The organism is Streptomyces sp. NPDC028928 (assembly GCF_055564915.1).
This window is the reverse complement of the sequence record NZ_JBVHVI010000003.1, coordinates 399509-417832: the sequence shown is the minus strand read 5'-3', so window position 1 is coordinate 417832 and position 18324 is coordinate 399509. Positions and strand designations below refer to the sequence as shown.

18 protein-coding genes are annotated in these 18324 nt (G+C 70.9%); 10 read left to right on the top strand and 8 right to left on the bottom strand.

What is annotated here, in order from left to right; translation table 11 throughout:
* On the top strand, positions 1-534 hold the full coding sequence (locus ACZ4U1_RS10995; protein ID WP_467902085.1) for an SUKH-3 domain-containing protein: 534 nt from the start codon (positions 1-3) through the stop codon (positions 532-534).
* A 16-nt stretch (positions 535-550) separates the two neighbouring features.
* Here ACZ4U1_RS10995 and ACZ4U1_RS10990 read toward each other — a convergent pair whose 3' ends face one another.
* Positions 551-1876, bottom strand: coding sequence for a sensor histidine kinase (locus ACZ4U1_RS10990; RefSeq protein ID WP_467902083.1), 1326 nt, complete (start codon positions 1874-1876; stop codon positions 551-553).
* Positions 1877-2250: 374 nt separating this feature from the next.
* Between ACZ4U1_RS10990 and glmU the strand changes: the two genes are divergently transcribed.
* From glmU to ACZ4U1_RS10965, 5 genes are all read left to right on the top strand, one after another.
* Positions 2251-3699 carry a bifunctional UDP-N-acetylglucosamine diphosphorylase/glucosamine-1-phosphate N-acetyltransferase GlmU gene (gene glmU, locus ACZ4U1_RS10985; RefSeq protein WP_467902082.1) on the top strand — a complete coding sequence of 483 codons (1449 nt, stop codon included), beginning with the start codon at positions 2251-2253 and terminating at the stop codon, positions 3697-3699.
* Positions 3700-3852: 153 nt separating this feature from the next.
* Positions 3853-4833 (top strand): ribose-phosphate diphosphokinase, encoded by a 981-nt coding sequence (locus ACZ4U1_RS10980; protein WP_181793527.1) that lies wholly within the window; start codon positions 3853-3855, stop codon positions 4831-4833.
* Between the two features lie 197 nt (positions 4834-5030).
* Complete coding sequence (locus tag ACZ4U1_RS10975; protein ID WP_467902080.1) at positions 5031-5624, top strand: 50S ribosomal protein L25/general stress protein Ctc; 594 nt, start codon at positions 5031-5033, stop codon at positions 5622-5624.
* A 75-nt stretch (positions 5625-5699) separates the two neighbouring features.
* Positions 5700-6302, top strand: coding sequence for an aminoacyl-tRNA hydrolase (gene pth, locus ACZ4U1_RS10970; protein ID WP_467902078.1), 603 nt, complete (start codon positions 5700-5702; stop codon positions 6300-6302).
* A gap of 51 nt (positions 6303-6353) precedes the next feature.
* Positions 6354-6860 (top strand): hypothetical protein, encoded by a 507-nt coding sequence (locus tag ACZ4U1_RS10965; RefSeq protein WP_467902076.1) that lies wholly within the window; start codon positions 6354-6356, stop codon positions 6858-6860.
* Between the two features lie 69 nt (positions 6861-6929).
* On the opposite strand, the gene ppc is transcribed toward ACZ4U1_RS10965, so the two are convergent.
* Positions 6930-9662: a phosphoenolpyruvate carboxylase gene (gene ppc / locus ACZ4U1_RS10960; RefSeq protein WP_467902075.1), complete on the bottom strand. Its 2733-nt coding sequence runs from the start codon at positions 9660-9662 to the stop codon at positions 6930-6932.
* 304 nt (positions 9663-9966) lie between these two features.
* On the opposite strand from ppc, the gene ACZ4U1_RS10955 reads away from it, so the two are divergent.
* Both ACZ4U1_RS10955 and ACZ4U1_RS10950 read left to right on the top strand, forming a co-directional pair.
* Positions 9967-10974: an acyl-CoA desaturase gene (locus ACZ4U1_RS10955; protein WP_467902073.1), complete on the top strand. Its 1008-nt coding sequence runs from the start codon at positions 9967-9969 to the stop codon at positions 10972-10974.
* Positions 10971-11648: a TetR/AcrR family transcriptional regulator gene (locus ACZ4U1_RS10950; protein WP_030778996.1), complete on the top strand. Its 678-nt coding sequence runs from the start codon at positions 10971-10973 to the stop codon at positions 11646-11648. Before ACZ4U1_RS10955 ends, ACZ4U1_RS10950 begins: the two co-directional genes overlap by 4 nt.
* 8 nt (positions 11649-11656) lie before the next feature.
* Here ACZ4U1_RS10950 and ACZ4U1_RS10945 read toward each other — a convergent pair whose 3' ends face one another.
* Positions 11657-12016, bottom strand: coding sequence for a VOC family protein (locus ACZ4U1_RS10945; RefSeq protein ID WP_467902279.1), 360 nt, complete (start codon positions 12014-12016; stop codon positions 11657-11659).
* 5 nt (positions 12017-12021) lie between these two features.
* Positions 12022-12831, bottom strand: a complete 810-nt coding sequence (locus ACZ4U1_RS10940; RefSeq protein ID WP_467902070.1) for a trans-aconitate 2-methyltransferase — start codon at positions 12829-12831, stop codon at positions 12022-12024.
* Positions 12832-12920: 89 nt separating this feature from the next.
* On the opposite strand from ACZ4U1_RS10940, the gene tamR reads away from it, so the two are divergent.
* A complete protein-coding gene (gene tamR, locus ACZ4U1_RS10935) occupies positions 12921-13418 on the top strand; it encodes a MarR family transcriptional regulator TamR (RefSeq protein WP_189294766.1) in 498 nt (165 codons plus the stop codon).
* 140 nt (positions 13419-13558) lie between these two features.
* On the opposite strand, the gene ACZ4U1_RS10930 is transcribed toward tamR, so the two are convergent.
* The gene (locus ACZ4U1_RS10930) at positions 13559-14332 is read right to left on the bottom strand and encodes a LuxR C-terminal-related transcriptional regulator (protein ID WP_467902069.1); all 774 of its coding nucleotides are present in this window, start codon (positions 14330-14332) and stop codon (positions 13559-13561) included.
* A gap of 310 nt (positions 14333-14642) precedes the next feature.
* Between ACZ4U1_RS10930 and ACZ4U1_RS10925 the strand changes: the two genes are divergently transcribed.
* The gene (locus tag ACZ4U1_RS10925; RefSeq protein WP_467902068.1) at positions 14643-15098 is read left to right on the top strand and encodes a GNAT family N-acetyltransferase; all 456 of its coding nucleotides are present in this window, start codon (positions 14643-14645) and stop codon (positions 15096-15098) included.
* A 7-nt stretch (positions 15099-15105) separates the two neighbouring features.
* On the opposite strand, the gene galK is transcribed toward ACZ4U1_RS10925, so the two are convergent.
* The 3 genes from galK to galT are packed head-to-tail and all read right to left on the bottom strand — an operon-like array spanning position 15106 to position 18280.
* The gene (gene galK, locus ACZ4U1_RS10920) at positions 15106-16260 is read right to left on the bottom strand and encodes a galactokinase (RefSeq protein WP_467902066.1); all 1155 of its coding nucleotides are present in this window, start codon (positions 16258-16260) and stop codon (positions 15106-15108) included.
* Entirely contained in the window at positions 16260-17222 is a 963-nt protein-coding gene (gene galE / locus ACZ4U1_RS10915) for a UDP-glucose 4-epimerase GalE (RefSeq protein ID WP_467902065.1), read from the bottom strand. Before galE ends, galK begins: the two co-directional genes overlap by 1 nt.
* The gene (gene galT / locus ACZ4U1_RS10910; protein WP_467902064.1) at positions 17219-18280 is read right to left on the bottom strand and encodes a galactose-1-phosphate uridylyltransferase; all 1062 of its coding nucleotides are present in this window, start codon (positions 18278-18280) and stop codon (positions 17219-17221) included. Before galT ends, galE begins: the two co-directional genes overlap by 4 nt.
* Positions 18281-18324 lie beyond the last annotated feature (44 nt).

Here is an 18324-nt window from a genome sequence, read left to right as displayed (position 1 = left end):
ATGCACCCCGACCGCACCTCGTCCCCCAAGCTCTCCACTCCGTTCGAGCAGGGGGCACCCCTATCCCGCTTCCCCGTCCCCGTCGACGCCGCCCTGCGCGCCGCCGGCTGGCAACCCGGACGCTGGGACATAAAGCAGGCGGAGATCTGGGCCGACGCCCTCCGCGCCCACACCTCACCCGCCGGACACCGGCACACCGTCTTCCCCGCCGCGGTCGAAGCCTGGGCCGAATTCGGCGGCCTCACCATCACCCCCGGCGGTCCCGGCCGCCAGATCGCCCCGGCCGCTCTCCACCTCGACCCCCTGCACGGCCTCCACCTCGCCCGCACCCTCGGCGACCTCGGCCGCGCCCTCGGCACGGAACTGTGCCCCCTCGGCGAGGAGACCGACACCGCCGCCCTCCTCGCCATCGACGCCGAAGGCCGCGTCTACACCATCGACCACACCGGCGACTGGTACCTCGGCCCCGACATCGACCACGCCCTCGCCACCCTGATCACCGGCATCCCCCCCGTACGCCTCACCGCCGGCTGAACCGGACAGCGGGCGCCTACGCCGCCGGGATCACCGCCGACACCCGAAAACCCCCGGCATCCGTCGGCCCCGACACGAACACACCGCCCAGCGCCACGACCCGCTCACGCATCCCCACCAGGCCGTTCCCACCCGACGGCAACCCCGCCGCCGACGCCGACGCAGGCTCCGGCGGCGGCTCGTTCTCCACCTGCATCGCGATCTCCGACACCCGGTGCGCGAGCCGCACGTGCGTCTTCGCCCCCGCCGCGTGCTTGTGGACGTTCGTCAGCGCCTCCTGCACCACCCGGTACGCCGTCTGCTCGACCTCCGCCGCGTACGACCGCACCTCCCCCTCGACCGACAGATCCACCACCATCCCCGCGGCAGCCGACTGTCCGATCAGTTCCTCCAGCTCCGACAGACACGGCCCCTCCGCCGCACCCGCCTCCTCGGCGGCCCGCGACGCCGCCTCCGCGGCCGCCGCCGCAGCCGCCTCTCCGACTGCCGCCAACGGCACCCCCACAGCGCGCCGGCCCGCGTCCTCCCCGGCCCGCAGCACCCCGAGCATCTCCCGCAACTCGGTCAGCGCCTGCCGCCCCATGTCCCCCACCAGGGCCGCGTTCCGCACCGCTTTCTCAGGATCCTTCCGTGCCACCGCCTGCAGGGCAGCGGCATGCACCACCATCAGACTCACCCGGTGCGCGACCACGTCGTGCATCTCCCGGGCGATCCGCGTCCGCTCCTCGTTACGCGCCCACTCGGCCCGCTCCTCCGCCCGCTCCGCGAGCAGCTGGAGCTCCCGCTCCAGACTGTCCGCCCGCTCCCGCAGGCTCTCCATCAACCGCCGCCGCGCCCCCACGTACAGACCCAGCAGCACGGGCGGAGCCGTCAGCCCCAACGCCGTCGTCACCGCCGCGAACGGCACGAACCAGTCACCCAGCGTCAGATCCCCGCGCGCCATGTCCTGCCGGACCCGCACGAACGTCACCACCGCCGTCCCCAGCAGCGACATCCCCGCCAGCGCACCGATGATCCGCCGTGGCACCTCCGCCGCCGCCAGCGTGTACAGACCGACCACGCCCATGAGGAAACCCATCTCGGCGGGCGTGACCGCGATCGACACCAGCACCACCGCGATCGGCCACTTCCGGCGCACCAACAGCACCGCACCCGCGACCAGACCGAACACGATCCCCACCGACGCCGGGATCCCCGCCTCCCGGGCGAACGGAATGCCCTCCGCCGCACACTCCACGGCGGACACCAGCGCGAGCGCCCCGTCGAACACCGCACTACGCCGCCGCGGCCACCACCAAGGGCCGGTCAGCCCCCTGGCGTGGTCTTCCCCCGTCGTGGTCATACCTCCAGCCTACGGGCGAGGGGTACGGCTCTTCCGGTGACTTTACGGGGGGACCTGTCAGGGCCGCCCGGCCATCTCCGTCACCAAAGCGCCGACTTGTACCGTCGCATGGGAGGCGCTCGGTACGGCATAGTGTTGGGTGCCGACTCGGCGACCTAACCGAATGTCCGGTTCAGCCGAGTTTCATCCCCCATGGTGTAACCAGGCAGCACTGAGGGTTTTGGTCCCTTAAGTTCAGGTTCGAATCCTGATGGGGGAGCTGCTCGCTCACGGGCCCTGACACCACCCGTCAGGGCCCGCACTCATATCCCCCCGAACCCGCCCCGGTATCCTGCGGCTGTCACCCCCACCCTCCACAGCCGAAGGGCAACCCCGTGAGCGCCATCCGCCCGGCCGCCGTCGTCGTTCTCGCAGCGGGTGAGGGCACCCGTATGAAGTCGGCCACACCGAAAGTCCTGCACGAGATCTGCGGCCGCTCCCTCGTCGGCCATGTGCTGGCCGCCGCCCGAGAGTTGGACCCGCAGAACCTGGTCGTCGTGGTCGGCCACGCCCGTGAGCAGGTCAGCGCGCATCTCGCCGAGATCGACCCGGACACCAGGACGGCGGTCCAGGCGGAGCAGAACGGCACCGGGCACGCCGTACGGATGGGCCTGGAGGAGCTGGGCGGGGCCGTGGACGGGACCGTCGTGGTCGTGTGCGGGGACACCCCGCTGCTGACCGCCGACACGCTGAAGCAGCTCGCCGGGACACACAGCGCCGACGGCAACGCCGTGACCGTGCTCACGGCCGAGGTGCCGGACGCGACCGGTTACGGCCGGATCGTGCGGGACGAGGCGACGGGTGCCGTCACCGCGATCGTGGAGCACAAGGACGCGTCCGAGGCGCAGCGGGAGATCCGGGAGATCAACTCCGGGGTGTTCGCGTTCGACGGCGCGCTGCTCGCGGACGCGCTGAAGAAGGTGCGGACGGACAACAGCCAGGGTGAGGAGTACCTCACGGACGTCCTCGGGATCCTGCGGGAGGCCGGCCACCGGGTGGGCGCCTCCGTGGCCGCCGACCACCGCGAGATCGCCGGGATCAACAACCGGGTGCAGCTGGCCGAGGCCCGGCGGATCCTCAACGAGCGGCTGCTGAACCGGGCCATGCTGGACGGCGTCACGATCGTCGACCCGGCGACCACGTGGGTCGATGTGACCGTGACCTTCGAGCAGGACGCCGTCGTGTACCCCGGCACGCAGCTCATGGGGTCCACGCACCTGGGCGAGGGTGCCGAGGTCGGGCCCAACAGCCGGCTGACCGACACGAAGGTGGGCGCGGGGGCCCGGGTGGACAACACGGTGTCGGACGGGGCGGTCGTGGGCCCGCAGGCGTCCGTGGGGCCGTACGCGTATCTGCGGCCCGGGACCCGGCTCGGCACCAAGGGCAAGATCGGGACGTACGTCGAGACGAAGAACGCGTCGATCGGTGAGGGCACGAAGGTGCCGCATCTGTCGTACGTGGGGGATGCGACGATCGGTGACTACACGAACATCGGCGCGGCGAGCGTGTTCGTGAACTATGACGGGGAGCACAAGCACCACACCACCGTCGGGTCGCACTGCAAGACGGGTTCGGACAACATGTTTGTGGCTCCTGTCACGGTCGGGGACGGTGCCTACACCGCCGCCGGGTCCGTGATCACGAAGGATGTGCCGCCCGGTTCGCTGGCCGTGGCCCGTGGCCAGCAGCGGAATATCGAGGGTTGGGTGGCTCGCAAGCGTCCGGGGAGCGCGGCGGCGAAGGCGGCCGAGGCGGCGTCCCGGCAGGGTGAGAGCGAGGACTGACGGGAAACGGGTGCGCCAAACACGGCGTACCGTGATAAGTGCACATCCGCACGTGTGCACCCGCACCCTTACCAGCTGATACGGCCTCTCATGCCCAGTCGGGAGGTCGCCGAGCAGCCGGCTGGCTGAGACAACCTCTGAGGAGACAGTGCTGTGACCGGGATCAAGACGACCGGCGAGAAGAAGTTGATGTTCTTCTCCGGCCGCGCCCACCCCGAGCTTGCCGAGGAGGTCGCCCAGCAGCTGGGTGTCGGGGTCGTCCCGACGAAGGCCTTCGACTTCGCGAACGGTGAGATCTACGTCCGTTACCAGGAGTCGGCGCGTGGTGCGGACTGTTTCGTGATCCAGAGCCACACGGCTCCGATCAACCAGTGGATCATGGAGCAGCTGATCATGATCGACGCGCTGAAGCGTGCGTCGGCCCGTTCCATCACGGTGATCGTGCCGTTCTACGGTTACGCGCGGCAGGACAAGAAGCACCGGGGTCGTGAACCGATCTCGGCGCGTCTGATCGCGGATCTGATGAAGACGGCGGGTGCGGACCGCATCCTGACCGTGGATCTGCACACGGATCAGATCCAGGGCTTCTTCGACGGTCCGGTGGACCACCTGTTCGCGCTGCCGCTGCTGGCGGACTACGTGGGCAAGAAGGTGGACCGGGACAAGCTGACGGTCGTGTCTCCGGACGCGGGCCGGGTGCGGGTGGCGGACCGGTGGTGCGACCGGCTCGGCGCGCCGCTGGCGATCGTGCACAAGCGCCGTGACAAAGACGTGGCGAACCAGGTGACGGTCCACGAGGTCGTGGGTGAGGTCAAGGGCCGCGTGTGTGTCCTGGTCGACGACATGATCGACACGGGTGGCACGATCTGCGCCGCTGCCGACGCGCTGTTCGCGCACGGCGCCGAGGACGTCATCGTCACCGCGACGCACGGTGTGCTGTCGGGACCGGCGGCCGACCGGCTGAAGAACTCGCGGGTGAGTGAGTTCGTGTTCACCAACACGCTGCCGACGCCGGCGGAGCTGGGCCGGGATCTGGACAAGATCACGGTGCTGTCGATCGCTCCGACGATCGCGAGCGCGGTGCGTGAGGTGTTCGAGGATGGTTCGGTGACCAGCCTCTTCGACGAGCAGTGAGGTTTCTGCAGCTCCTTCCGCACCCCCTGCTGTGATCGTTTTGGGTACGGCCTCCCCCTCCGAGTAGACTGCTGCAGTTGCTCGGCGAGGGAGGCCGTACTCGTGTACGGCGGTCCGTTATCGACGCGCTCTTCGTAGCAGGCCGTTCGTGGCCGGGTGACCACGTCCGTTCCGAGATCCTACGAGGAGTGATCCATATGTCCGAGGTGAAGCTCAGCGCCGAGACCCGCACCGAGTTCGGCAAGGGTGCGGCCCGCCGCATCCGCCGTGACAACAAGGTGCCGGTCGTTCTGTACGGCCACGGCTCCGACCCGCTGCACCTGACCCTGCCGGGCCACGACCTGCTGCTGGCGCTGCGTACGCCGAACGTCCTGATCTCCCTGGACATCGACGGCAAGGCCAACGAGCTGGCGATCCCGAAGGCCGTGCAGCGTGACCCGCTGAAGGGCTTCCTGGAGCACGTCGACCTGCTGCTGGTCAAGCGGGGCGAGAAGGTCAACGTCGACATCCCGGTGCACACCGAGGGCGAGCTGGCCCCGGGTGGCAACCTGCTGGAGCACGTCCTGGACGCGCTGCCGGTGGAGACCGAGGCCACGCACATCCCCGAGTCGGTCACCGTCTCCGTCGAGGGCCTGGAGGCCGGTGCCTCCATCCTCGCCAAGGACATCACCCTCCCGTCCGGCACCACGCTGGCCGTCGAGGAGGACGCGGTCGTCCTTCAGGTCCTGGCCGCGCAGGCCGAGGAGACTGAGGGTGAGGCCGCCGAGGGCGAAGAGGCCGCCGAGGCCTGATCCTCGCCGTCGTCATCATCCGGTCAGCCGCTGCTTCCCTCGCCGGGGGCAGCGGCTGGCGCGTATCAAGGAGACATGGACGTGACCACCCCCGCCAGTGATCCCTGGCTCATCGTCGGGCTCGGTAATCCCGGGCCGGAGTACGCCATGAACCGGCACAACGTCGGCTTCATGGTGGCGGACCTGCTCGCGGACCGGATCGGGGGGAAGTTCAAGCGGGCGGGCAAGGCCCAGGCGCAGGTGCTGGAGGGGCGGATCGGTCCGGCGGGGCCGGGGAGCCGCCGGGTGATCCTGGCGAAGCCGATGTCGTACATGAACCTGTCCGGCGGCCCGGTGAACGCGCTGAGGGACTTCTACAAGGTTCCGGTGGCGAACATCGTGGCGGTCCATGACGAGCTGGACATCGACTACGGCACGCTGCGGCTGAAGCTGGGCGGCGGTGACAACGGGCACAACGGTCTGAAGTCGATGACGAAGGCGATGGGGCCGGACTACCACCGGGTGCGCTTCGGGATCGGCCGGCCGCCGGGGCGGATGCAGGTGGCCGACTTCGTGCTGAAGGACTTCTCGTCGGCGGAGCGCAAGGAGCTGGACTACTTCGTGGACCGTGCGGCGGACGCGGTGGAGTCCTTGGTGACGGAGGGTCTGGAGCGGGCGCAGAGCGCGTACAACTCCTGACTTGTCCGGGCTTGGCGTCCGCGGAGTTGACCGGCCGTAGGGGTATGGCCAATGATCCCGGCCATGCCTGCCACAGCCAGTACCGCTCGTCAGGCGTCCGTGTCCGCGTTGCGGTTCGGGCGGGTCGCGACGATGGGCGCGCTCGCCGTGCTGATCCTGTTCGCCGGGGTGTGGGGTTCCTGGGGGACCGCCCAGCACGTGATGCTGACCAAGGGACGCGAACGGGGCACGGTCCGCGTGACGCAGTGCGCGGGGCGCGTGTGCAGCGGCCCGTTCACGCCCGCGTCCGCGGGGGCGCGGCCACGCGCGCGCGTGGAGATCGCGCAGTCCGTCGCGGTGCGGACGGGGACGACGTACGACGTGGTGCTGAAGCCGGATTCCGGGGACGCGGTGCGGTCGGGTCCGGCGGGGATCCTGTACGCCTGGGTGCCGCTGGGCGGGGCGCTGCTGCTGGCCGCTGTGGTGGTCGCGGGCGGGATGCGGCTGGTCCGGCCGGCGTGGGTGCTGGGGCTGTCGGGCGCGGGGCTGCTGACGGCGGCGTTCGTGGCCCTGCAGTGAGCTGAGGCGGAAAAGGGGCGCCCCCGGGGTCGTACGACCTCGGGGGCGCCCTTGTGTGTCCGTGCGGGGTCAGCCGGTGTTGCGCAGGCCGGCTGCCACGCCGTTGACGGTGAGGAGCAGGGCGCGGGAGAGCAGCGGGTCGGGGTTCACGCCGGCCGCGGCGGCGTCGCGCTGCCGCTTGAGCAGGGCGACCTGGAGGTAGGAGATCGGGTCCAGGTAGGCGTCGCGGATGGCGAAGGTCTGCTTGAGGACGGGCTGGGCGTCCAGCAGTTCCTCTTCGCCGGTGACCCGGAGGACCTCGCGGACGGTCAGCTCGTGTTCGGCCTTGATGGTGTCGAAGACGTGCTTGAGTTCGTCCGGGACGAGGGTGTCGACGTAGTGCTGGGCGATCCGCAGGTCCGTCTTGGCGAGGGTCATCTCGACGTTGGAGATGAAGTTGCGGAAGAAGTGCCACTGCTGGTGCATCTCGTCGAGGACGGTGTCCAGGCCGGCCTCGCGCAGGGCCTTCAGGCCGGAGCCGACGCCGAACCAGCCGGGGACGATCTGCCGGGACTGGGTCCAGCCGAACACCCACGGGATGGCCCGCAGTCCGTCGAGCGAGACGCCCGAGCCGGGGCGGCGCGAGGGCCGCGAGCCCAGGTGCAGGTCGGCGAGCTGGTCGACGGGGGTGGAGGCGAGGAAGTACGTCGGCAGGTCGGGGTCCTCGACCAGGCGGCGGTAGGCGGCGTGGGCGGCGTCGGAGACGACGTCCATGGCCGCGTCCCAGCGGGCGAGGGCCTCGTCGGACTGGCGGGGGGCGGTGTGCAGGGCGGAGGCCTGCAGGGTGGCCGCCACCGTCAGTTCCAGGTTCTCCCGGGCCAGCGACGGGATGAGGTACTTGTCGGAGATGACCTCGCCCTGCTCGGTGACCTTGATCTCGCCCTCCAGGGTGCCCCAGGGCTGGGCGAGGATGGCGTCGTGGGAGGGGCCGCCGCCGCGGCCGACGGTGCCGCCGCGGCCGTGGAAGAGGCGCAGGCGGACGCCGTAGCGGTGGGCGACGTCGCGCAGCCGGCGCTGGGCGCGGTGGATCTCCCACTGGCTGGTGGTGATACCGCCGAACTTGGAGGAGTCGGAGTAACCGAGCATGACCTCCTGGACGTCGCCACGCAGCGCGACCAGGCGCCGGTACGACGGGTCGGAGAGCATGTCCTCCAGGATCGTGTCGGCGGCCTTCAGCTCGTCCGTCGTCTCCAGCAGCGGGACGATGCCGATCTTGGCCCAGCCGGCGTGCAGGTCGATGAGGCCGGCCTCGCGGGCGAGGACGGTCGCGGCGAAGACGTCGTCTGCGCCCTGGCACATCGAGATGATGTAGGACTCGATGACCTCGGGGCCGAAGACCTCCAGGGCCTTCTTGACCGTCTGGAAGACGCCGAGGGTCTTCTGCCCGGCGGCGTCGACGGGCGCCGGGGTGGGGGCGAGGGGGCGCCGGGAGCGGAGTTCCTTGGCGAGGAGCTTGGCCCGGTACTCGCGGGGCATGTCGGCGTAGCGCCAGGACTCCTCGCCGAGCCGGTCGAAGAGCTGACCGAGGGCGTGGTGGTGGGCGTCGGCGTGTTCGCGGACGTCCATGGTGGCGAGCTGGAGACCGAAGGCCGCGAGGGTGCGGATGGTGCGGGCGAGACGGCCGTCGGCGAAGAGGCCGCCGCGGTGTTCGCGCAGCGAGGCCTGGATGATCCGCAGGTCGTGCAGCAGTTCGCTGGTGCCGAGGTAGTCGCGGCCGTCCTCGTGCGGGGTGCCCTTGGCGAGGCGCTGCTTGGTGTTCTCCAGCTTCTGCCGGATGCAGGTGGCCTTGAGCCGGTAGGGCTCCTCGGCGTTGAGGCGCTTGTAGCGGGGGCTGATCTCGGGGAGCCGGTCCAGGTCGGCCTGGAGGGAGTCGAGCAGCTCCTGGGTGGCGCCGGTGTAGCGGATGGAGTTGGACAGCAGGCCGCGCAGCTCGTCGATCGTCTCCAGGGCGTCGTTGATGCCGTGCTCGTGCTGGAGGATCAGGACGTCCCAGGTCACCTGGGGGGTGACGTTGGGGTTGCCGTCGCGGTCGCCGCCGATCCAGGTGCCGAAGGTGAGGGGGCGGGTTTCGTCGGGCAGCTTGACGCCGACGCGCTCCAGTTCCGCGGTGAGGTCCTCCAGGACGTCACCGACCGCGCCGGCGTGCAGCTCGTCGAGGTAGTAGATGGCGTTGCGGGCCTCGTCGGCCGGTTCGGGCCGTACGACGCGCAGCTCGTCGGTCTGCCAGACGAGGTCGATGTTCTCGGCGAGGCGGACGTCGTGGCGGCGCCGGTCGGAGTCGAGGACGGGCTCTTCCAGGAGCGCGGCGATGCGCCGGAGCTTGTTGAGGACGGACCGGCGTGCGGCCTCGGTGGGGTGTGCGGTGAAGACCGGGCGGACGTTCAGGTGCCGCACGGTCTGCTTCAGGTGCTCGGGGTCGGCGTCCTTGAGCCGGTCGGCGGTGCGGGAGAGCAGACCGCCCTCGGCGGCGCGCCGGGCGCGCAGCTCCCGCCCGCGGTGCACCTGTTCGGTGATGTTGGCAAGGTGGAAGTACGTGGAGAACGCGCGGACCAGCTTGGCCGCGGTCTCCAGTTCGGTGCCGCGCAGCAGCTCGGCGGCGGCCTCGCCGTCCTCGCGGGTGAGGCGGCGGACCTTCTCGACCAGTTCGAGGAGTTCCGGGCCTTCCTGCCGGACGAGGGTCTCCCCGAGGAGATCACCCAGCCGGCGGATGTCGGCACGCAGCTCGCTGCTGGTCGTGGTGGTCTGGTCGTCGGCACTGCTCACAGGTGCGGCTCCTTGCAGTGTTGAAGCTCGTCTGGGAGGGGAACCCGGCCGGCTGCCAGCGGCGGGACGCCGCATACGGGCCGGTGCGTCCGGGAAGGAAACTTCAGCGGACCGCGCTGTCCGACCGAGTCCAAGGATAGGTGGCCATGTGGACGCGCAGGGTCTGGGGCTCTTGCCGCCACACATGGCGCTGCCATACTTACGACGCCGTAGGTTACGGAACCGTAGGGAAAGTACCGTCGAGTCCCGCTCGGTCCCGGAGGCCCGGCAACTGCCTCGACCATCGACCCCACAGGGGACGCGCATGACCTCAAGTTCCGATGTGATCGAAGAAGCCCGTAAGGCCACCGACACACCCCCTCCCTCCGCCACGCTGGGCGGCGAGCAGAAGCGTTCGATCGAACAGATCACGCTGCTCCTGTTCATCACCGTGCCGTTCCTGGCGCTGGTGGCGGCGGTGCCGCTGGCCTGGGGCTGGGGGGTGAGCTGGCTCGATCTGGGCCTGCTGGTGTTCTTCTACTTCCTGGGGTGCCACGGCATCACGATCGGTTTCCACCGGTACTTCACCCATGGTTCGTTCAAGGCCAAGCGGCCCCTGCGGATCGCGCTGGCGATCATGGGGTCGCTGGCGGTCGAGGGCCCCCTGGTGCGCTGGGTGGCCGATCACCGCAAGCATCACAAGTTCTCCGACGCGGAGGGTGACCCGCACTCGCCCTGGCGGTTCGGCGAGACTGTTCCGGCGCTGATGAAGGGCCTGTGGTGGGCGCACATCGGCTGGATGTTCGACGAGGAGCAGACCCCGCAGGACAAGTACGCGCCGGATCTGATCAAGGACAAGGCGATCCGGACGATCTCCCGCCAGTTCGTGCTGTGGACCTTCGTGTCCCTGACCCTGCCCCCGCTGATCGGGGGCCTGGTGACGATGTCCTGGTGGGGCGCGTTCACCGCGTTCTTCTGGGGTTCACTCGTGAGGGTGGCACTGCTGCACCATGTGACCTGGTCGATCAACTCGATCTGTCACGCGGTCGGCAAGCGGCCGTTCAAGTCGCGGGACCGCTCGGGCAACGTGTGGTGGCTGGCGGTCCTGTCCTGCGGGGAGTCCTGGCACAACCTGCACCACGCCGACCCGACCTCGGCCCGGCACGGCGTGATGCGCGGCCAGATCGACTCCTCCGCGCGGTTCATCCGCATCTTCGAGGTGCTCGGCTGGGCGTACGACGTGCGCTGGCCGTCACGCTCGCGTATCGATTCGCGCCGTAACACCGGCGGCGAGGGCTCCCGGCGCGGGAAGGAGACCGCGAAGGCGGCATGATTGACGCCGTGGCGACCGACTCCAGCAGCACCTCAGGCAACGACAAGCAGCGGCGGACCCGCCGGACCCGTATGACCGGTGCCGAGCGCCGCCAGCAGTTGCTGGAGATCGGTCGCACCCTCTTCGCGGCGAAAGGTTTCGAGGGCACCTCGGTGGAGGAGATCGCGGCGAAGGCCGGGGTGTCCAAGCCGGTGGTGTACGAGCACTTCGGCGGCAAGGAGGGGCTGTACGCGGTGGTGGTGGACCGCGAGATGCGGCGCCTGCTGGACATGGTGACCAGCTCCCTGACCGCCGGGCACCCCCGCGAGCTGTGCGAACAGGCGGCCTTCGCGCTGCTGGACTACATCGAGGAGTACACGGACGGCTTCCGCATCCTGGTCCGTGACTCCCCCATCCCGCAGTCCACGGGGTCCTTCGCCTCTCTGATCTCCGACATCGCCACGCAGGTCGAGGACATCCTGGGCCGCGAGTTCAAGTCCCGCGGCTTCGACCCCAAACTGGCCCCGCTCTACGCCCAGGCCCTGGTCGGCATGGTCGCCCTGACCGGCCAGTGGTGGCTGGACGTACGCCGCCCGAAGAAGGCGGAGGTCGCGGCCCACCTGGTGAACCTGGCCTGGCACGGGCTGGACGGGCTGGAGCCGAAGCCCCGGCTGATAGGCCACCGCAAGGCGTAGGGCGCAGGTCAGCGGGGCTGGAGGAACTCCAGGCGGTTGCCGACGGGGTCCTCGCAGTGGAAGCGCCGGTGCCCGGGAAGACGATCGTCCCAGCTGACCGGGGCCCCATGGGCGGCCAGCCGGGCCGCGTAGGCCTCGATGTCCGTGACCCGCACCCCCGGGTGGGCCTTCTTCGCGGGACGGAAGTCCTGTTCGATGCCCAGGTGGAGCTGGACGAACCCCGCTTCGAACCAGCAGCCGCCGCGCGCCGCGAGCGCCGGCGGTCGGGGGATCTCGGTCATGCCGAGGACACCGACGTAGAACGACCGCAGCTCGGGCTCCGAACCGGGCGGGGCGGCCAGCTGGACGTGGTCGACGGCGACCAGCATGTCCCTCACGCCCCCTTCACCGCGACGGCGAACAGCCGGCGGAAGGGGAGGACGGTCCCGTACGGCGCGCTCGGGTACGCCTCCCGCAGCAGGTCCCGGTATGCGGCGAGAAACGCGTCGCCGGCCTCGGGGTCGTCGGCGAGGGTGGTCAGGACGGGGCGCAGGCCGGTGCCCTTGGCCCAGTCGAGGACCGGGTCCTCTCCCCGCAGGACGTGGAAGTAGGTCGTCTGCCACACGTCGGCCGTGCAGCCGAGGCGGGTGAGGCGGTCCAGGTAGGCGCCGGGGGTGTGGACGGAGTCGGTGCGGCGCAGGACGCCGGCGAGGCGGTCGCGCCAGCGGGGGGTGTCGGCGAGGTCCCGCATCAGGGCGTGCAGCGGTGCGTCGATGTTGTCGGGGACCTGGAAGGCGAGGGTGCCGCCGGGTTCCAGGGCGGCTATCCAGTCCGGGAAGCGGTCGGTGTGGCCCGGCACCCACTGGAGGGTGGCGTTGGAGACGATCAGGTCGTACGGCTCGGTGGGCGTCCAGGTGCGGATGTCGGCGTGGGCGAAGTCCAGGCGGCCGCCGGCCGTGGGGCCCTCGTGGTCGACGTGGGCCTTGTCGAGCATCTCGGGCGAGTTGTCGTAGCCGGTGATGTGGGCGGTGGGCCAGCGGTCGGCGAGCAGGGCGGTGACGTTGCCGGGGCCGCAGCCGAGGTCGGCGATGCGGGGGCGGTCGCCGGGGAGCGCCGGGATCCGGGCGAGGAGGTCGGCGAAGGGCCGGGCCCGGTGCCCGGCGTGGCGGAGGTACTGGGCGGGGTCCCAGCTGGGCGTCGTCATGCCTTCCACTCTCCCCGCCCATTTATCTCGCCGTCAAGAGACTCGACATCAAGAGACTTCACGTCGACACAACCACTACACTGATCTCCATGGAGGACGAGGTCGATCGGCTGGTCGCAGCGTGGCGCCGGGAGCGTCCGGACCTCGACGTGGAGCCGCTGGAAGTGCTGAGCCGGGTGAGCCGACTCGCCCGGCACCTGGACCGCGCCCGCCGGCTCGCCTTCTCCGAGCACCAGCTGGAGCCCTGGGAGTTCGACGTGCTGACCGCGCTCCGGCGCGCGGGCACGCCGTACCAGCTCTCCCCGGGCCAGCTGCTCACGCAGACCCTGGTCACCTCGGGCACCATGACCAACCGCATCGACCGGCTGGCGAAGAAGGGCCTGGTGGAGCGGCTGCCCGACCCGAGCGACCGGCGGGGCGTGCTGGTCCGGCTGACCGACGAGGGCCGGGACCGCGCGGACCAGGCGCTGGCGGGGCTGCTGGAGCAGGAGCGGGCGATCCTCGGCGAACTCTCCCGCGCCCAGCGCGCCGAACTCGCCGGCCTGCTACGCCAGCTGACCGCCCCGTTCGACAACATCCCCGGTTAGGGGCCTGCCGGGCGGATCCTGCCAGAGACGCGGGGCCTGGCACGCACATCTGCGGCGTTGTCGTCACTCGCCGACGCTCCGCGTCGACTCCCTCCTCCGCCTTGCAGCTGCACGCACCAGACCCCGCTCACGTGAGTCGATCAGGCACTGTTCGTTTCCTCCGGCATGATCCGCCCGGCAGACCCCAGATCCGCCGGGCCCACGCCCGCGCGCCGGGCCAGGGCGACGGCGGCCAGGGTGGAGTGGACGCCCAGCTTGCCGAGGACGTTCTGCATGTGGGTGCGGACGGTGTGCGGGGAGAGGAACAGCCGCTCGGCGACGGCCTTGCGGCCGAGCCCGGCGACCATGCAGCGCAGCACCTCCCGTTCCCTCGGGGTGAGGGACTCCACCAGCCGCTCGCTCTCGGTGCGGTGCTTGCGGGCCGCCGTCAGCTCCTTCAGCACCCCGGTGAGCAGGGCCGGCGGCAGATGGGTCTCGTCGCGCAGCACCCCCCGGATCACCGTCAGCAGCCGGGACAGCGAGCAGTCCTTGGCGACCCAGCCGGAGGCCCCGGCCTGCAGCGCGAGAGCCGCGCGGCGCGGGTCGTCCTTCTCGGCGAGGACGACGATCCGTACGGCGGGCTGGGCGGCGCGGACCCCGGCGACCAGCGAGATGCCGTCGACCAGGCCCTCCTCGTCGCCCTCCTGCACGGGTACGGCCGGGCGGACGCCGGGCAGCCGGCCGCCCAGGTCGGCATCGACCAGCAGCACGTCGTAGCGTCTGCCCTCGCCGGCCGCGCGCTCCAGGCAGCGCAGCGCGGCCGGGCCGCTGCCGGCCGCGGCGACGTCGACGTCGGGCTCGGCGGCGAGCGCGGCGGCGAGCGACTCGGCGAAGATGCGGTGGTCGTCCACGACCAGGACTCGGATGCGAACCACGTAACCCCCTTCCCCAGGCTCCGCGTGGAGCAGGGGATACCAAGGTCCGGAAAGCTCCGGAATAGGCCGGCCCGGAATAACCCGGATATGGATCCGGAGAACGACGACCAACACGGGTACGACACCCGCGGACAAGGACGCGCGCCGCACGGCCGCCGCCGTTGCGGAGACTGCTACCCCCACCGCGGGTGCCGTACCCGCCTGTCTCGCCCCCTGAGGCGGCACCGGCCCCCACCGGTGCTGTTCCACAGAGTACGGATGGGAGCACGCAGCGGAAGGAGATTTGCAGAACTGGCCGTCCGGCGCGTTTATGGTGTGCCGCATGTTTCGTATTGAGGCGGAAGTCGACAAAGATCGACGGGATCTGCTGCACTCGCGGCTGCGGGACACCAACACGGCGGCCTCCCCGGTGCTCGCCGCCCTGCGCGGCACACCCGGCGAACGCGAGGTCCCCCTCCACGTCTGGGCCCTGGACTCCTCCGGCGGCCTGGCGGGCGGCCTGGTCGGCCACACCTGGACGACCTGGCTGCACGTCACCTACCTGTGGGTCGACGCCGTCCACCGCGGCGCCGGCCTGGGCGCGCGCCTCCTCGCCGAGGCCGAGCGCATCGCCGCCACCGACCGCGGCTGCACGGCGTCCCGCCTGGAGACCTGGGACTTCCAGGCCCCGGAGTTCTACAAGAAGCAGGGCTACGAGGTGGTGTGCGTGATCCCCGACTACCCGCCGGGGATCACGGAGTACACACTGACGAAGCGGCTGGTCTGACGCGACCTCAGAGCAGCCGGCGGGCGCCCGCCGCGGGGACCGCCTCGAAGACGCGCGGTGCCGTGTAGGCCGCCGCCGCGAAGGCCTCCTCGACCGCCTTGGTGAGGGTGTCGACGTCCGTCGCCTCCGCCAGGACGATCGCCGAGCCGCCGAAGCCGCCGCCGGTCATGCGGGCGCCCAGGGCGCCGGCGGCGAGGGCGGTGTCCACGACCAGGTCCAGCTCCGGGCAGGAGATGCGGAAGTCGTCGCGGAGGGAGGCGTGGCCCTCGGTGAGGACCGGGCCGATGGCGCGGGTGTCGCCGGCGCGGAGCAGGGCGACGGTGCGCTCGACCCGTTCGTCCTCCGTCACCACGTGCCGGACCAGACGGATCACCTCCTCCTCGTCGCCGAGGCGGGCGAGGGCCGCGTCCAGTTCGCCGTACGGGATGTCCCGCAGGGCATCGACGCCGAGCAGGGCCGCGCCCTTCTCGCAGCCGGCCCGGCGCTTGCCGTACTCGCCGCCGCTGTGGGCGTGCTTGACCTGGGTGTCCACGACCAGCAGCCGCAGGCCCTCGGCCGCGAGGTCGAAGGGGATCTGCTGCTGGGACAGGTCACGGGTGTCCAGGAACAGCGCGTGGCCCTGCTCGCAGCAGGCCGACGCGGTCTGGTCCATGATCCCGGTCGGCGCGCCGACGTAGACGTTCTCGGCGCGCTGGCACAGGCGGGCCAGCTTCCACCGCCGCAGGCCCAGGTCGTACAGGTCGTTCAGCGCCAGGGCGATCACGACCTCCAGGGCGGCCGAGGAGGAGAGGCCGGCGCCCGTCGGGACCGTCGAGGACAGGTGCACGTCCGCGCCGGTGATCTCGTGGCCCGCCTCGCGCAGGGCCCAGACCACGCCCGCCGGGTACGCCGTCCAGTGCTGGTCGGTTCCGGGCGCGAGGGCGTCCAGGCGCAGCTCGACGACCCCGCCCTCGATGTCCGCCGAGTGCAGGCGCAGCACGCCGTCGGTGCGGCGGGAGACCGCCGCGAGCGCCTGGTGCGGCAGCGCGAACGGCATGACGAAGCCGTCGTTGTAGTCGGTGTGCTCGCCGATCAGGTTGACCCGGCCCGGCGCCGCCCACACGCCCTCCGGCTCCGCCCCGTACAGCTCGGCGAAGCGGTCCGCGACCTGCTGTGCCCCCACTAGTGCTCCCTTGTGATGCTCTGCGCGAACTCCCACGCGTCCGCGACGATGCCCGCGAGATCCGCGCGGGTCGGGTTCCAGCCCAGTTTCTCGCGGGCGGTGTCCGCGGAGGCGACCAGGACGGCCGGGTCGCCACCCCGGCGCGGGGCGACCACCTCGGGGATCGGGTGGCCGGTGACCTCGCGGACGGTCTCGATGACCTCCCGGACGGAGAAGCCGTTGCCGTTGCCGAGGTTGCAGATCAGGTGCTCGCCCGGCCGGGCGGCGGTCAGCGCCAGCAGATGGGCGTCGGCCAGGTCGGCGACGTGGATGTAGTCGCGGACGCAGGTGCCGTCGGGGGTCGGGTAGTCGTCGCCGTAGACGGAGATGGCGTCGCGGCGGCCCTGGGCGACCTGGAGGACCAGGGGGATGAGGTGCGACTCGGGGTCGTGGCGCTCGCCGTACGCGCCGTAGGCGCCGGCGACGTTGAAGTAGCGCAGGGAGACCGCGGCCAGGCCGTGGGCGACCGCCTCGCTGGTGATCATGTGGTCGACGGCGAGCTTGGAGGCGCCGTAGGGGCTGGTGGGCCGCGTCGGGGCGGTCTCCGGGATCGGGGTCCGCTCCGGCTCGCCGTAGGTGGCCGCGGTGGAGGAGAACACCAGCTTGCGGACGCCGGCCTCGCGCATCGCGGCGAGCAGCGCCATGCTGCCGCCGACGTTGTTCTCCCAGTACTTCTCCGGCTTCACCACCGACTCGCCGACCTGCGAGAACGCGGCGAAGTGCAGCACGCCGTCGAAGGAGGGGTCGAGCCACTTGGCGGCGTCGCGGATGTCGCCCTCGATGAACGCGGCACCGGCGGGCACGCCCGCGCGGAAGCCGGTGGAGAGGTTGTCGAGGACGGTGACCTCGTGGCCCGCCTCCAGCAGGTGCTGGGCCACCACACTGCCGACGTATCCGGCCCCACCCGTCACCAGGTACTTCATGAACTCGCTACCTCTCGCAGTCGCTCGGCCGCGCGCTCCGGCGGCACGTCGTTGATGAACACGTTCATGCCGGACTCGGAACCCGCGAGAAACTTCAGCTTGCCGGAAGTGCGGCGGATGGTGAAAAGCTCTAGGTGGAGCGCGAAGTCGTCGCGCGTCACGCCGTCGAACTCGTCCAGCGCGCCGAACGGGGCCTGGTGCCAGGCCGCGATGTACGGCGTCGGAGGTTCCACCTCGCCGAAGATCCGGTCGAAGCGCCTCAAGAGTTCCAGATAGACCTGGGCGAACTCTGTGCGTGCCGCCTCGTCCAGCGCGAGCAGATCGGGCACGCGGCGCTTCGGGTACAGGTGGACCTCGTACGGCCAGTGCGCCGCGTACGGCACGAAGGCCGCCCAGTGTTCACCCTCAAGGACGACCCGCTCACCGGCGAGTTCCCGCGCGAGGACCGCGTCGAACAGGTTCTCCCCGCCGGTGGCCTCCTTGTGGGCGGCGAGCGAGCGGAGCATCAGCGCGGTGCGCGGGGTGGTGAAGGGGTAGGCGTAGATCTGTCCGTGCGGGTGGCCGAGGGTCACGCCGATCTCGGCACCGCGGTTCTCGAAACAGAACACCTGCTCGACGGAGGGCAGATGCGACAGCTCCGACGTGCGGTCCGTCCACGCGTCCAGCACCAGCCGCGTCTGGTCCTCGGTGAGGTCCGCGAAGGAGGCGTCGTGGTCGGAGGTGAAGCAGACGACCTCGCAGCGGCCGGAGTCGCCGGCGAGGGAGGGGAACCGGTTCTCGAAGACGACGACGTCGTACGAGGAGTCGGGGATCTCGCTGAGCCGGTCGCCGTGCGTGGGGCACAGGGGGCACTCGTCGGCCGGCGGGTGGTAGGTGCGGCCCTGGCGGTGGGAGGCGACGGCGACCGAGTCGCCGAGCAGCGGGTCGCGGCGGATCTCGGAGGTGGTGACCGTACGGTCCAGCGGGCGCCGGTCGACCGCGTCGCGCACGGTGTCGTCCCGCAGGTCGTAGTAGATCAGCTCACGACCGTCGGCCAGCCGGGTCGAGGTCTTCTTCACGCCGGACTCCTTGTTCGGGCCCTGGGTGTGTCCGCACGGCCCAC

Coding starts and splice junctions, on each gene's coding strand:
- ACZ4U1_RS10995 (WP_467902085.1), top strand. CDS start 1: ATGCACCCCGACCGCACCTCGTCCCCCAAGCTCTCCACTCCGTTCGAG.
- ACZ4U1_RS10990 (WP_467902083.1), bottom strand. CDS start 1,876: ATGACCACGACGGGGGAAGACCACGCCAGGGGGCTGACCGGCCCTTGG.
- ACZ4U1_RS10975 (WP_467902080.1), top strand. CDS start 5,031: ATGTCCGAGGTGAAGCTCAGCGCCGAGACCCGCACCGAGTTCGGCAAG.
- pth (WP_467902078.1), top strand. CDS start 5,700: ATGGACGTGACCACCCCCGCCAGTGATCCCTGGCTCATCGTCGGGCTC.
- ACZ4U1_RS10965 (WP_467902076.1), top strand. CDS start 6,354: ATGATCCCGGCCATGCCTGCCACAGCCAGTACCGCTCGTCAGGCGTCC.
- ACZ4U1_RS10955 (WP_467902073.1), top strand. CDS start 9,967: ATGACCTCAAGTTCCGATGTGATCGAAGAAGCCCGTAAGGCCACCGAC.
- ACZ4U1_RS10950 (WP_030778996.1), top strand. CDS start 10,971: ATGATTGACGCCGTGGCGACCGACTCCAGCAGCACCTCAGGCAACGAC.
- ACZ4U1_RS10945 (WP_467902279.1), bottom strand. CDS start 12,016: ATGCTGGTCGCCGTCGACCACGTCCAGCTGGCCGCCCCGCCCGGTTCG.
- ACZ4U1_RS10940 (WP_467902070.1), bottom strand. CDS start 12,831: ATGACGACGCCCAGCTGGGACCCCGCCCAGTACCTCCGCCACGCCGGG.
- tamR (WP_189294766.1), top strand. CDS start 12,921: ATGGAGGACGAGGTCGATCGGCTGGTCGCAGCGTGGCGCCGGGAGCGT.
- ACZ4U1_RS10925 (WP_467902068.1), top strand. CDS start 14,643: ATGGTGTGCCGCATGTTTCGTATTGAGGCGGAAGTCGACAAAGATCGA.
- galE (WP_467902065.1), bottom strand. CDS start 17,222: ATGAAGTACCTGGTGACGGGTGGGGCCGGATACGTCGGCAGTGTGGTG.